Origin of the sequence: Enterobacter sp. RHBSTW-00975 (genome assembly GCF_013615235.1) — a bacterium.
GTDB classification, from domain to species: Bacteria; Pseudomonadota; Gammaproteobacteria; order Enterobacterales; family Enterobacteriaceae; genus Enterobacter; species Enterobacter ludwigii.
Genome location: NZ_CP055883.1, coordinates 480,264 through 493,780, shown reverse-complemented (window position 1 = coordinate 493,780; position 13,517 = coordinate 480,264). Strand labels below are relative to the sequence as shown.

Here is a 13,517-nt window from a genome sequence, read left to right as displayed (position 1 = left end):
CTAAAGCCGTTTGTTTGCGTCATGATAAGCGGCTGATTTCTCTCTCTTACCGATAGCAATAACACATACCGTCACAACGTTGTCCTGAACCTGATAGACCAAACGATAACCCTGGGATCTGAGTTTTATCTTGTCGCAATCAGGCAGGCCATGCAGGCGAGCCGATTCAACCCAGGGGTTCACCAACACGTTCGCAAGCTTCTTCTTAAACTGATTTTTTACGGTATCACCCAGCCTGGTCCACTCCTTGAACGCCCTCGGATCAAATACGAGTTCATAAGTCATCCAGCCTAACCTTAATTCCTTTTTGCGGATTAGCCAGCCGCTCCCGGACTGTCTGTATGAGTTCATCTTCACTGTCGCTAACAGTGACCGTTTTCACCGGCATACGCCCCGTCTCCGCAACGTACTGAAACAGTAACCGAACGGCTTCCGTTGGCGTGATATTGAGTTTTTCAAGCACGGCATAAGCCTCGTTTTTGAGTTTGTCATCCAGACGGACGTTCAGCGTGGCCATTATGCCTCCAGTGAAATCGAATGTGTAATGCATTTTAGCATTACATTTGCATTACATCGAATTCTGGATAACGTCTCTCAAAACCGGCTCACACTCTCCATCGCCACCGCTTTAAACCCGGCGAAATCATTGCAACTGCACAGCCGTGACATGGCGCGCTCACGCAGGAAAGTCACGAAAATATCGTAAATCGCCATCGCCTCTTCGTACTCGCGCTTGCTGATGGCGAGCAGGAAAATCACGTGGGCGGTTTCATCCCCCCAGGCAATACCCTGCGGTGCCAGCACGGTGTAAACCACCGTTTTTTGTGCCAGTAGCCCAAGTGAGTGCGGCAGCGCAATGCCGTCGCCCAGCATGGTGCTGACGATGGCCTCTCGCTCCACGACCGAATCCAGAAACTCCGCGCCAACAAACCCCTCTTCTTCGAGCTGCTCGCACAGCTCCCGGAACAGCGTTTGCTGGTCAATCGGCCTGTCGATAATGCGGAAATGGGCGGCATCGAAGTATTTATCCAGCATCCACGGGCGGGTTCGGTCCACCAGCACCAGCTTACCTATCTGCTCAAGCTGGTAGTCCGTCGGGAACGGGGCGATCATCACCACCGGTTTAGACTTTTCGCTCACGCGGGCGGTCGAGATAACAAAGTCTTCGCCGATCGGTTCCGCCAGCTCATACTCGCGCAGCGTGAGCGTGCGGGTCACCTCAATTTGCGGATATTTGCGCTGCAGCACCGCTTCAATCATCCGGACCATCGCATTCCCGGCATCGCAAACTAACAGCACGCGCGGCTGACGCTGGTAGCCGATGTTGTAGTGGCGCTCCAGCCCGACACCGATATGCAGCACCAGGAAACCGATCTCGTTTTCGCTGATCACATACGGCGTGTATTTCCCCCAGCTCGACACTGCCGCGAGGGTCATATCCCACGCCATCGGGTAGTGCTGCTTGATGTTATCCAGAAGCGGATTCGGGATCATGATTTGATAGCGCACGCGGGTGATCATGGTTTTGATGTGGGTGAGCAGATCCGCATGCAGTTGCTCGTCGCTGAGCAGGTTGTAGTTATAGTGGGTATTGATGTAGCGCAGGATGTAATTGACCAGCGCTTCGTCGTCATCGGCATTGATGGCACTGGGGGCAATCTCCTGGATCTGACGTGCCGCGATGTGAACGCAGAGCCAGCTCTCTTCTGAAGGCGAAAGCGCTTTATCCGCCAGCTGTTGAATGGTCACAGCGATGTCTTTCGCCGCCTCACGGACATTCTCGGCCACATCTTCTGCGTGAAATTCCGGCAGCGGATAGCCCTCGCTGATACGACGCACCGACACCGCACAGTACAGGCGCAGGAACAGCTCGCCCTCGTCAGTCAGACGAATGTGATGTCGCGTCAGCGCATCGTGCAGCACGGGAACCATCTGCTCCGCCACCCCCGCATTGAGCGCAACGTCGGTCACCAGCGGGTTCAGGCTATCCTGCTGTGCCAGCTCCCAGAGCAGATCGGTGAGACAGGCGCGGGTCGCCATCTCGCTGCCAAACAGCTTCATGCCGTGGCGCGGTCGAGTTTCCAGCGTCAGGTTGTAACGGTGGAACCACTCGCGCACTTCCACCATGTCACTTTGCAGCGTCGCACGGCTGACAAACCACTCATCTGCCAGATCCTCCAGCTTGAGCGAAAACGCGGAGGTAAGAAAACGGACCACCAGATAGTGCACGCGCTCCGGCCCGGTGCGGGGAATGCGCAGCGCGCGCGGGTGTGAGGACTGAAGCTGCTGATAGCGTTCTGCATCGTCAATTTTGAGCTGATAGCCATTGCCGCGGCTGAGAATAAACTGCGCACCGTGGCTCGCCAGCAGCGCGTTCAGGGCGGTGATATCAGCGCGGACGGTTCGCGTGGAGACCGACAGCCGCTGCGCCAGTTCGTCCTGCGGCAGCGTCTCGTTTTGCAACAGATCGAAAAGTTGCGCTAAACGTTGGTTCGGAAATCGCACGGGGTTGTCCTCTTACGGCTTAGGGTGAAATGACCATCTGGGATGGACTGCCGACCGGGGTATAGTCCGGCTCGGCGCTGAGCTTGCCGTCCTGCGCCACGCGAAAACGGGTAATGTTGTCGCTGCGCTGATTCATGACGTACAGCCAGCGCCCCTGTTTGTCGAGCGTCAGGGTGCGCGGGTAATCACCACGCGTCCACACATCGTCCTGATGCGTCAGCGTGCCATCCGCTGTTACGGTAAAGTGCCCGATGCTGTTATGCAAACGGTTAGCCACATACAGCTGCTTGCCATCGGCACTGAGCGCCAGCCCGGCGGCAAAGCTGGTGCCTTTATAGCCGTGTGGCAGGGCGGAGAGGGTTTTCCCCTCCTGCAGCCTGCCCCGGGCATCCAGCGTATAGTGCGTGAGCGTGGATGCCTCTTCGTTAATCAGCCATAACGCATCGCCTTTCGGCGTAAAGACGAAATGCCGCGGACCGGCCCCTTTCGAGGAGGCACTGATAAACGGCGGATCGTTCGGGGTCAGCTTGCCTGTTTGATCGTCAAAACGGTACTGGTAGATACGATCCAGCCCCAGATCGGTAGAAAAAACGTATTTCCCGCGCGGATCGGCGGCGATCATGTGCGCATGGGGGCCATTGTGATCGCTAATGGCAAAACTGCCTTCCACCGCCGCCGCCGGTTTCGCCGCGCCCGGCTCTCCCCGATCCTGATGCGTGTCCGTCGCCTCCCCCAGACTGCCGTCTGCATTAACGGGCAGAACAGCAATCGAGCCGCTGACGTAGTTCGCCACCAGCAGGTGTTGACCCTTTGGCGTCAGGGAGAGATAGACCGGCCCCGCCCCGCCGGACGCCACCTGATTAAGCTCGCTCAGTTCACCGTTATCGCTCACACGCAGCGCCTGCACCACGCCCTGCTCCACTTCGCTCGCCAGATAGAGCGTCTTACCATCCTGCGAGACGGTGAGCTGCGCGGCGTTTGGCAGCGTGCTGACCAGCGTTTTATTCGACAGCGCACCGGTTTGCGGGTCGAGGGTAAAGCGGTACAGCCCCTCGCCGTTGGGGTTGTACGTCCCGACCCAGGCGTACTGCGTCTGGGCGATGGCGGTGGTAGCGAGTAACGAGAGTGAAGCGACGAGCAGATTGCGGGTGTGCATGGTGGCTCCTTTGGTTTTGTGCGGTTTGTGCCCCTCACCCTAACCCTCTCCCCAAAGGGGAGAGGGGACGATTACACCCTCTCCCCTTTGGGGAGAGGGCCGGGGTGAGGGGTAAAGACTACTTAGCCAGCTTCTTCGTCATCTCCAGCAGCGTACGCACATCTTCCGGACGCGTGTCGCCGCTGGCTTTGTCGATAATCGAGCTGTAGATATGCGGAATGATTTTACTCACGCCCGCATCAAGGGCGATCTGCAGGATCGCTTCATAGTTCTCCAGATCGATCCCACCGGTCGGCTCCAGCCAGAAATCGTGACGGGCGCAGGCTTCCGCCACTGCCTGGTATTCGTCCCGACACGCCAGGCCTCCCATCGGGAAGTATTTGATGGAACTGCCGCCAAAATCTTTCAGCAGGGCAATCGCGGTTTCAACCGGCACAATGCCGTCCGGCGCCGTGCTGCTCAGCGGACCGGTGGAGATTTTCACCTTGCCAACGGTGCCGGTCGGAGAGACCAGGCCGTTGACCACGGATTCACTCTGCCCCAGCAGCGCACGGCTGGTTGCCACACCGGTGAACACCTGGTTAACGTGCTGCGGCTGCACCTGACGGGCGATCTCACTGACCATCGCGGACTGGTTCGGATCCCCCGCGCCGAGGCCCACAGAGAGCGCATTATCGATAAGCTGAGCGTAGTCGCGCATATCGGCAACCGCACTGGCGACATCCGGGTAATTTTTGGAGAGCACGCCCACCAGCACGTGGCCTTCCGCCGCCTCGTAAATGGCGCTGGCGTTGGCTTTCGATCCTGCCAGCACGTTCAGGCAGACGCGGTCACGGTAAAAGTTGGGGGTCAGTTTCATGCCTTTTTCTCCTGTCCTAACACTTCACTCATGCGGCGATAAACAATGTTCAGCTGATCGGCATTCACGCTGCGCACGTCCGCTTCGATAATCCCTTCGTTGGCCTTGTAGCCACGGAAGTAAATGGCGTACTCACCTTGCTTCAGCGCGGTCACCAGGTCGCCGGTGCCAACACCGGTGGTGGCTTCATCAAACTTAATTTCGGTACGGGCAATATCGCGACCGGCGCTATCCCAGACCACGCGTGCCGTCACGCCGTTAAGGGTATTAAGCGCGTCAATAAAGGGCGTCATCTTCGCCACCATCTCTTCGCCGCTCTCTTTGGTCGCCGTCAGGTAGTGTTCGATGGCACAGGTGAGGCCGAGGATCCCCTCTTTACCCACTTTCATTGCGCGGCCAATCCCCGCCGTCTGGCGTTTCACCCACTCAACATACTGCGTTTTGCCGATCACCAGCCCGCTGGTTGGCCCTTCAATCGCTTTCGCACCGCTGTAGATAACCAGATCGGCACCGGAGCGGTAGTAAACGTGAAGATCTTCTTCCGCGGCCGCATCCACGATCAGCGGCAGATCGTGCTTACGCGCCACCACCGCCGCCTGCTCTACGCTGAGCATGCTTTTCTGCACGCAGTGGTGAGACTTGATGTAAAGGATGGCCGCGGTACGCGGCGTGATGGCCGCCGCCAGCTGATCGGCGGAGCATTCGTTCGCGTAGCCCGCTTCCACCAGCTTGCCGCCGCCCAGCGCCACCATGGTGCCTACCGGTGCGCCAAAGTTAACGTTATGGCCTTTCGGCAGCACGATTTCGTTGCTCTCAATCGGGGTGACGTGCAGGTTCTCCAGCAGCCAGTCGCTGTCTTTGACCAGCACCGCCGCCACGGACTGGGCGATGCCTGCTGACGCGCAGGAGACCACCGTCGCCCCTTCCACATCCAGCAGCTTCGCGATGTATTCACCGGTTTTGTTGACCAGATCTTTCATCTCGAAATAGTGATTCATGCCATCCATCGCCGCCTGCACCACGTCCGGCCGCGGCGTGGAGACACCCAGCGCCGTCATACGGCCTGAGGTGTTGATGACTTGCTTTAAGTGATACTTCTCATAAATCGAAGGCATGTTCCGTGCTCCCTTGTTCGGTCATGTAGCCCTTGCCTGCGCGGATGGCGGCAAGCGGCACCAGAATGTGTTCAGCCTGCAGGCTGTCATTTTCAGCATCCACCAGTAGCGTTGGCTGGCGTTTTATCGTGAACAGCGTCAGGTCGGCATCAAGACCTGGCTGAATACGGCCTTTGTGCGTCAGACGCAGCCCGTCGGCGGCGTTCGCGGTGACGCACTCAATCACCTGCGGCAGCGACATGCCGATGGCGAGAAACTTCGACATCACGCTTGCCAGCGACCCTACCGGGCCGTTAATGCGGTTGCGGCAGTAAATATCCGAGCTGATGGTGTGTGGCAGAATGCCCATCGCAATGGCGCGTCTCGCCACCTCAAAGCTAAAGCTCGCCGTACCGTGTCCGACGTCCAGGCGTACACCGCGTTTCAGGGCGGAGGTGATGGACGCACGCAGTTCACCGGATGGCGTCAGAATGCGGTTCGGCTTGCCGTTGTAGCAGTGGGTGATGATGTCGCCTGAGCTGAGCAGGTCGGCAATTTCATCGAGGTTGGGCGGGTTGTTGCCGATGTGCACCATCAGCGGCAGGTCGCCGTTCTCTGCCTGGATGGCTTTCGCGCGCTCAAGCGGCGTTATGCCGTTTTCGCCGACCACGCTGCTGCTCATGCGCGCTTTCAGGCCAACGATAAAATCCGGGTAGCGCGTAACGGCCTGCTTCACGGCCTTCGCATCAATATTGGCCATATTGGCCAGTTCGTTCTGGGCAATCAGCCCCACGCGGGAGATGTTCAGTAAGGCATAAACGTCGGTTGAGGCTTTACGGGTGATTTCATAAAAATCGTCCACGTCATCCGCGCCGGTACTGCCGGCATCCACCACCGAGGTCACGCCGGTGGCGATGCCCACGCTGTCCGGTTCGTCGTGATAAATAGGGGAGTTCGGGTAGCAGTGAACGTGGGAGTCAATCCAGCCTGCGCTGACGAACACTTCACCGTTCAACTCAACCGTTTTGCGGGCGGGCGCGGTAATGTCGCCCAGCGCCGCGATTTTTCCGTCCTGAATGGCGATATCAGTCAGGGTATCGTCGGTGAGGCGCGCACGGCGCAGGAGTAAATCAAACATGAGGATCTCCTGATAAGGCGGGCGCCGGGGCGCCCGCGGGCATTAAAGGGCGACCGGGAACAGCCAGCCCAGAATCATTGCACCGAGAATGGCGCCACCGGTAATCGGCTTCTGCCAGATATAGAACAACAGCGCACCCACCAGAGAGCCGACGCCAATAGGAATGGAGGCGGTCATGGCGCTGAGGATAATCAACGGCCCGAGGAAACGACCGGAGGCGTTACCGGCACCCATCATCACGTCCGCCCCGTAGGTGGAGTTGCTCTGATTGATGGTGAACTTACGCGCCAGGATGATGACGTAGCCAATTGCCAGGCCAATCACCAGGCCGGTGATCAGCGCGGCGATAAAGTTGGTCACCGGGAACATGATGCCCGCGCCCAGCAGCAGCGCCGGAACCCCGAGGCCCACCCCGGTCTGGATCGCCCCGCCGATATCAAGGATACCGACCAGCGACCCTTCGATAATACGGGCGAACAGGAAGCTCGCACCGAACGCCGCCACCGCGCCGTAAACGCCGGTATCCATCCCCGCTTTCAGCATCGCCACGAAGGCCACTTCGTTGAACGCGCCGATGCCGTAGAGGTAGTACATATGCGTCCCGGCGAAAACACCGGAAGAGAGCAGGCCAACGAAGATCGGGAACGACCAGTCGGCATACCAAAAACCTTTATTCTGTTCCATGTCGAGGCTCCTGTTATTTACCGCTGAGCGCGTTGTGGATCATGTCGAGCCAGTTCGGCACGGTCAGATGGAAGGATTCGATCATCTTCATGTCGAAGCCACGGAAGAAACCGCTCAGCACGAACAGCGCCACGATGGCCGCCATCATCACTTTGGTGACGTGGTTCCATCCGCTCTCTTCAACGCCCTTACCAATCAGGATACCCAGCACCAGACCCGGTACGGCGTTACCCATGATCAGCTGCGCCGCGCCGCCAAAAATGGTGGCCCAGAAGCCCGATTTTTTACCCGCATCGATGGCGGCCAGCCAGAAGATCACCGGCATCACGGTGTTGACCAGCAGGTTTGCTGCAGGTACCAGCACCTTCACGGCGGTCACCTGAAGCGCAGCCGGAACAGAAGAGGCGGTGAGGTTAAGGAAGGTGACGACAATCATGCCGATCACGCCGCAGGCAATCGCCATTTTGCGCGGATCGTGCAGCGTTTCGCCGACGTTACGGTTTTTAATCATCAGTGCTGCAGCACCCCAGTTCGGGATGATGCGGTGGTCAACGTCCTGTGTGAATGCCCCTGCGGCCACGGAAGAGGCCCAGGCGTTAAAGAAGAAGCCTAACCCGAAGGAGAAGTGAGAAGCCGGATCCCCTTCACAGGAGTTCAGTTCCCCCAACGTACGAAACGCGCCCATACCCTGAGTGGTAGGCGCATGAAACATGCGTGCAGCCCCGGCCCCCACACCGACGCCAACCAGGCCGCCAATGATGAGCGATTTTATTAATATAATTAAGAACATCAGTCTGCCCTTTTATGAATAATCAGCGTTGCGTGACGAAATCCACCTGGTCGAGATTGATGGCAGTCACGTTGACGGTCACATCCAGCTCCACGCTGTAGGTGCGTCTTTCCCGGCGCAAAAAGAAGAACAGAAAAGCTTCTTTACGCACCGCTTCTTGCGCCTGAACGACCTGCACATCCTGTGGCTCAATACGCAGTAAGATATGCGGTGAGGCTTTCATCACCGCGGCCTGAACGTGGTTGAGCGCATCAGCAAAGGCGCGCGCTTTAGCGTCGCCTTTGCCCTTCACTCTCACCGTGGTTGTGAACTGTTCTTTCATGCTTATGCGCCGTGTTTCTTCTGCCACGCCTGAACCAGACGCTCGCCCAGCTCTTCTTTATCCATAAAGCCAAAGCCCAGCACATTGCAGCCTTCATTGATGGCGGTGACGCCTTCATCCACTGAACGCATGCCGTATTTGGCTTTGTAGCCATATTTGGTTTGTGCGGTGATGGCACCCGCGCCGCCGCTGCCGCAGAAAGAGATGCCGAAGGTGGCATTTTCCGCTTTCATCACGTCACCGAGCTTCATGTCTGCCGCCACACCCGGCACGACAACCGCGCGTCCACCGGCTTTTTCAACGCCTGCCGCCACTTTCTGACCTTTACCCAGGCGATCGCCAATCACGACTGTAATCTGTTCCATGTGTTGCTCCTTAAAGGTTGTCTTTCGCGACTTCGAAGTGAACGGAGAGCAGCCAGGCCTCTTCATCAGGAAGGTTGCCAAACTGCGCGACCACTTCACGGGCAAGCCGCATTGAATCGGGAGAAATTTCGTCGAACAGCTCGGCTTCAACCTCCGGCAGCGGCTCGCCGGTCACGGACCGGTGCGCCATCGCGCGAACGTGGGAGGTGAGCATCTGTTCCTGTACTGCGTTGGGGATGATGTTGTGCCGGGCCAGCAGGGCATACACCTGCGCCAGCATAGTGTTAGCGAGCTGCTCTGTTTGCACCGCCTGATCTCCAACGTCGTTCATTACCGCTCCGTTAATCACTCGTCTTACCCCGTTAATGGCTCTGGAATAAAACTAACGTTGGGGGGGAATTGTTTGTAGCGAGTTGTTTTCCACTTCGAAGTGGAAAGGCGAGCACCGGCAGTGATCTGTGCCACATAAATATGCTGAATATAGATAAATCACTGTATTTACGTGATGAATATCACGCTATCTGACGGCAATTAAGGGGGCGTGGGAGCGAAAAAGATTATGGGCAGACGTGCAAATATGTGAGGTGGATAAGGTTTTCTTATGCCCGGAAAGCAAACATGCGGGGGCGATTAACCGCCCCCGCACGGGGAAAGCGCGTACCGAGAATTAACGATACTTTTTGTGATAGGTATTACGCGTAGTCACAAACTGGTCAGCTGCCGCCTGGGCTTCCTTCACTTTGCCTTCGTTGGCAAGCTTCAGTGCACCGTCAATCTGACCGACCAGCACGTCAAAGCCGTGGCGGTAGTCTTTCATCTCAGCGCTGTCTGCCGCTTTATTTTCCAGCTTTGGCGGCGTGGATTTCTGCGCGTCCAGTGCCGCTTCACGCATTTTGGTCAATGCGCCTTTCATTTCCGCCGCATTGTCCGTTTTCTGCACCACCTTCAGGTTTTCACTGAGGATGCCCATGTCGTCTTCAAGATCGGCAGCAAACGCAGAAGAACCAAGAACCAGCGTTGACGCTGCGACGATCGCTAACAGGTGTTTACGCATTGCTCACTTCCTTTTTTATTATTAAAACGCCTTTACGGGTATTACTGCCCGGCGATTTTCATCTCCGGTAAGAGGACTGAACCACACTGTATATTGCTACGTGTTTCAATATCGTTACCGACAGTAACAATATTGCGCCACATGTCTTTCAGGTTGCCGGCGATGGTAATTTCGCTAACCGGATACTGAATTTCACCGTTCTCAACCCAGAAGCCCGCCGCGCCGCGCGAATAATCGCCGGTAATGCCGCTTACGCCCTGGCCCATTAACTCGGTGACGACCAGACCGGTACCCATCTCTTTAAGCATCTGCTCAAAGCTCAGGCCCTGACCCGCGATTCGCCAGTTGTGAATGCCGCCCGCGTGACCGGTGCTTTTCAGCCCCAGCTTGCGCGCGGAGTAGTTGGTCAGCAGCCACTGCGTCAGAATGCCGTCTTTGATGATATCGCGGCGCTCGGTGCGCACACCTTCACTGTCGAACGGCGTCGAGGCCAGCCCTTTCAGCAGGTGCGGATGCTCTTCAATGGTCAGCCATTCCGGCAGGATCTGCTTGCCCAGCGAGTCGAGCAGGAACGTCGATTTACGGTAAACGGAGCCCCCGGCAATCGCCCCCACCAGGTGGCCAAACAGGCCGGTCGCCACTTCATTGGCAAAAATGACCGGGGCTTTCATGGTGGAGAGTTTACGTGGCGACAGACGGGACAGTGTGCGCTGCGCGCATTCTGCGCCAACCCACTCAGGTGACTGCAAATCGCCCAGCGCGCGACCGATGGTGTAGGCGTAATCACGCTCCATATCCCCGTTCTCTTCAGCGATAACGCAGCTGGAGAGCGAATGGCGCGTTGAGCAGTAGCCCTGCAGCATCCCGTGGCTGTTACCAAACACTTTGATACCGTAGTGGCTGTTAAAACTTCCGCCTTCGGTATTGGTGATGCGTTTATCGGCCTTCAGAGACGCCTGCTCGGCACGGGCAGCCAGTTCGATCGCTTCGTCCGGCGTCACTTCCGCCGGGTGGAAAAGATCGAGATCCGGGGCATCGAATGCCAGCAGCTCTTTGTCGGCAACGCCGGCGTAAGGATCGGGCGAGGTGTAACGCGCAATATCCAGCGCAGCCTGCACCGTACGGGCAATGGCATCCGGGCTGAGATCGGTCGATGACGCGCTGCCTTTGCGATTCTGGTGATAAACCGTGATCCCCAGGGCGCCATCGCTGTTGAATTCTACATTTTCCACTTCGCCGTAGCGGGTGCTGACGCTGATGCCGGTGGTTTTGCTTACCGCCACTTCGGCGCCATCTGATTTACCTGAAGCGAGCGTCAGCGCGGTGGAGACAGCTTCTTCCAGAATCTTACGCTGCGCTTCAACTTGTGAGGTTACTTTCATCGCAAATGCCATACTGTAAGAGAGAGTTAATTGAAGTCTAACAGAGAACCGTTTTTCAGTGCGCGTCTTAACTGGTAACATTAGCCTCTTTTTTTAAGGAGCCTGACATGACTAAGCAGCCCGAAGACTGGCTCGACGACGTTCCCGGTGATGACATCGAAGACGAAGATGATGAGATCATCTGGGTCAGTAAAAGTGAAATTAAACGTGACGCCGAAGAGTTAAAACAGCTTGGCGCGGAAATGGTAGAACTGGGTAAAAACGCGCTGGATAAACTCCCGCTCGACCAGGATCTGCGCGATGCCATTGAACTGGCACAGAAAATCAAGAAAGAAGGCCGTCGCCGTCAGCTTCAGCTTATCGGTAAAATGCTGCGTCAGCGTGACGTTGAACCGATCCGCCAGGCGCTGGACAAACTGAAAAACCGCCACAACCAGCAGGTTGCGCTGTTCCATAAGCTTGAGCAGATCCGCGATCGTCTGATTGAACAAGGTGATGATGCGGTACCGGAAGTACTGAACCTGTGGCCGGATGCCGATCGCCAGCAGCTGCGTTCGTTGATCCGCAATGCCCAGAAAGAGAAAGAGGCGAACAAGCCGCCGAAGTCTGCACGCCTGATTTTCCAGTATCTGCGTGAGCTGTCTGAAAACGAAGAGTAAGCACAGCATCGTTGAGTGTCCTCAACCCCGCCCCTCTCCCTGTGGGCGAGGGAGAAAAAGCCCGGTAAGCGTGAGCGCTACCGGGCTTTTTTTTACTCTACGACCGCCTGCGCTTTCTTCGCCAGACCGTCCAGCAGCTTCTGATGGATCCCACCAAAACCGCCGTTGCTCATCACCAGAATGTGATCGCCAGGCTGTGCGGCTTTCACCACCATATCCGCCAGCGCATCCACATCCGCACTCCAGTGCGCAGGCTGAATGCAGGCATCGGCCACTTCGGCCACCTGCCACGGAATATGCTGCGGCTGCAGCAGGAAGACTTCATCGGCACGCCCTAAGGATGGCGCAAGATCGTCTTTGCAGATGCCCATTTTCATGGTGTTCGAACGCGGTTCCAGCACGGCCAGAATGCGGGCGGTCCCGCCGACTTTGCCGCGTAAAGCTGCAAGCGTCGCCAGAATGGCGGTCGGGTGATGCGCAAAATCGTCATACACCGTGACGCCGTGGGCTTCACCGCGCAGCTCCAGACGACGACGGGCGTTAATGAACGAGCCTAACGCATCCGCCGCATCCGCAGGCTGAACGCCCACATGACGTGCCGCGGCAATCGCCATCAGGCCGTTGTGCATGTTGTGCTCGCCCACCAGGCCCCACTTCACCTCACCCACTTTCTCACCGTCGAGCAGCACTTCCCACTCGGAGGCATCCGCGTTAAGTTTTTTCGCCTGCCAGTGTCCCTGCTCGCCCACCAGCTCCTGCTCGCTCCAGCATCCCATCGCCAGGGTTTGCTTCAGGTTGATGTCGTTTTCCGGCAGGATGATGCGGCCCTGACCCGGAACGATGCGCACCAGATGGTGGAACTGTTTCTGAATCGCTTTCAGGTCGTCAAAAATATCGGCGTGATCGAACTCAAGGTTGTTGAGGATCAGCGTCCGCGGGCAGTAGTGCACGAACTTGGAGCGCTTGTCGAAGAACGCGCAGTCATACTCGTCGGCTTCGATCACGAAGAACGGGCTGTCACCCAGACGCGCAGAAACATCGAAATTACCCGGTACACCCCCGATTACAAAACCTGGCTTATAACCACAGGCTTCGAGGATCCAGGTCGCCATTCCGGCGGTCGTGGTTTTGCCATGCGTTCCGGCTACGGCAACGACCCAACGGTCGCGCAGCACGAAATCATGCAGCCACTGCGGGCCAGACATGAACGGAATGTTGCGTTCCAGAACCGCCTCAACGCACGGATTACCGCGGGTCATGGCGTTGCCAATGATCACCAGATCCGGCTCAGGATCCAGCTGGCTGGCATCGTATCCCTGAATCAGAGAGATGCCCTGTTTCTCCAGAAGCGTGCTCATCGGCGGATACACATTGGCGTCCGAACCTGTCACTTCATGGCCCGGAGAGCGCGCCAGCATTGCCAGTCCACCCATGAAAGTGCCACAAATCCCCAATATATGAATGCGCATACGTCACTATCCTTCTTCAATGTGGCGCACATTTTACTCA

Annotated in this window: 16 protein-coding genes; 1 reads left to right on the top strand and 15 read right to left on the bottom strand. The window is 57.3% G+C overall.

Going from position 1 to position 13,517, the window contains the following annotated elements:
* The 14 genes from HV340_RS02365 to pmbA form a co-directional block, all read right to left on the bottom strand.
* The gene (locus HV340_RS02365; protein WP_047355610.1) at positions 1-285 is read right to left on the bottom strand and encodes a type II toxin-antitoxin system RelE/ParE family toxin; all 285 of its coding nucleotides are present in this window, start codon (positions 283-285) and stop codon (positions 1-3) included.
* Positions 275-517 carry a type II toxin-antitoxin system RelB/DinJ family antitoxin gene (locus HV340_RS02360; protein WP_020885404.1) on the bottom strand — a complete coding sequence of 81 codons (243 nt, stop codon included), beginning with the start codon at positions 515-517 and terminating at the stop codon, positions 275-277. The genes HV340_RS02365 and HV340_RS02360 overlap by 11 nt, the downstream gene beginning before the upstream one ends.
* Positions 518-594: 77 nt before the next feature.
* Positions 595-2,505: a PRD domain-containing protein gene (locus tag HV340_RS02355; RefSeq protein WP_014168384.1), complete on the bottom strand. Its 1,911-nt coding sequence runs from the start codon at positions 2,503-2,505 to the stop codon at positions 595-597.
* Between the two features lie 19 nt (positions 2,506-2,524).
* On the bottom strand, positions 2,525-3,661 hold the full coding sequence (locus HV340_RS02350) for a lactonase family protein (protein ID WP_181216274.1): 1,137 nt from the start codon (positions 3,659-3,661) through the stop codon (positions 2,525-2,527).
* Positions 3,662-3,779: 118 nt separating this feature from the next.
* Positions 3,780-4,520: a KDGP aldolase family protein gene (locus tag HV340_RS02345; protein ID WP_014168382.1), complete on the bottom strand. Its 741-nt coding sequence runs from the start codon at positions 4,518-4,520 to the stop codon at positions 3,780-3,782.
* Complete coding sequence (locus HV340_RS02340) at positions 4,517-5,635, bottom strand: DgaE family pyridoxal phosphate-dependent ammonia lyase (RefSeq protein ID WP_181216273.1); 1,119 nt, start codon at positions 5,633-5,635, stop codon at positions 4,517-4,519. The genes HV340_RS02345 and HV340_RS02340 overlap by 4 nt, the downstream gene beginning before the upstream one ends.
* The gene (locus tag HV340_RS02335) at positions 5,619-6,752 is read right to left on the bottom strand and encodes an amidohydrolase/deacetylase family metallohydrolase (protein WP_032679511.1); all 1,134 of its coding nucleotides are present in this window, start codon (positions 6,750-6,752) and stop codon (positions 5,619-5,621) included. The genes HV340_RS02340 and HV340_RS02335 overlap by 17 nt, the downstream gene beginning before the upstream one ends.
* A gap of 42 nt (positions 6,753-6,794) precedes the next feature.
* The gene (locus HV340_RS02330) at positions 6,795-7,436 is read right to left on the bottom strand and encodes a DUF4310 family protein (protein ID WP_014882285.1); all 642 of its coding nucleotides are present in this window, start codon (positions 7,434-7,436) and stop codon (positions 6,795-6,797) included.
* Between the two features lie 13 nt (positions 7,437-7,449).
* Complete coding sequence (locus HV340_RS02325; protein WP_014168378.1) at positions 7,450-8,226, bottom strand: DUF4311 domain-containing protein; 777 nt, start codon at positions 8,224-8,226, stop codon at positions 7,450-7,452.
* Positions 8,227-8,248: 22 nt separating this feature from the next.
* Positions 8,249-8,548 carry a DUF4312 family protein gene (locus HV340_RS02320; protein ID WP_006810338.1) on the bottom strand — a complete coding sequence of 100 codons (300 nt, stop codon included), beginning with the start codon at positions 8,546-8,548 and terminating at the stop codon, positions 8,249-8,251.
* A 2-nt stretch (positions 8,549-8,550) separates the two neighbouring features.
* On the bottom strand, positions 8,551-8,913 hold the full coding sequence (locus HV340_RS02315) for an SFCGS family glycine-rich protein (RefSeq protein WP_003830384.1): 363 nt from the start codon (positions 8,911-8,913) through the stop codon (positions 8,551-8,553).
* A gap of 10 nt (positions 8,914-8,923) precedes the next feature.
* Positions 8,924-9,262, bottom strand: a complete 339-nt coding sequence (locus HV340_RS02310) for a glycine dehydrogenase (protein ID WP_014168376.1) — start codon at positions 9,260-9,262, stop codon at positions 8,924-8,926.
* Between the two features lie 318 nt (positions 9,263-9,580).
* On the bottom strand, positions 9,581-9,967 hold the full coding sequence (gene cybC, locus HV340_RS02305) for a cytochrome b562 (protein ID WP_014168375.1): 387 nt from the start codon (positions 9,965-9,967) through the stop codon (positions 9,581-9,583).
* Between the two features lie 41 nt (positions 9,968-10,008).
* Entirely contained in the window at positions 10,009-11,361 is a 1,353-nt protein-coding gene (gene pmbA / locus HV340_RS02300; RefSeq protein ID WP_020882904.1) for a metalloprotease PmbA, read from the bottom strand.
* A gap of 95 nt (positions 11,362-11,456) precedes the next feature.
* Here pmbA and yjgA point away from each other — a divergent pair, with 95 nt between their 5' ends.
* Entirely contained in the window at positions 11,457-12,008 is a 552-nt protein-coding gene (gene yjgA / locus HV340_RS02295) for a ribosome biogenesis factor YjgA (RefSeq protein WP_014168373.1), read from the top strand.
* A gap of 92 nt (positions 12,009-12,100) precedes the next feature.
* On the opposite strand, the gene mpl is transcribed toward yjgA, so the two are convergent.
* Positions 12,101-13,477 carry a UDP-N-acetylmuramate:L-alanyl-gamma-D-glutamyl-meso-diaminopimelate ligase gene (gene mpl, locus HV340_RS02290; RefSeq protein ID WP_181216272.1) on the bottom strand — a complete coding sequence of 459 codons (1,377 nt, stop codon included), beginning with the start codon at positions 13,475-13,477 and terminating at the stop codon, positions 12,101-12,103.
* Positions 13,478-13,517 lie beyond the last annotated feature (40 nt).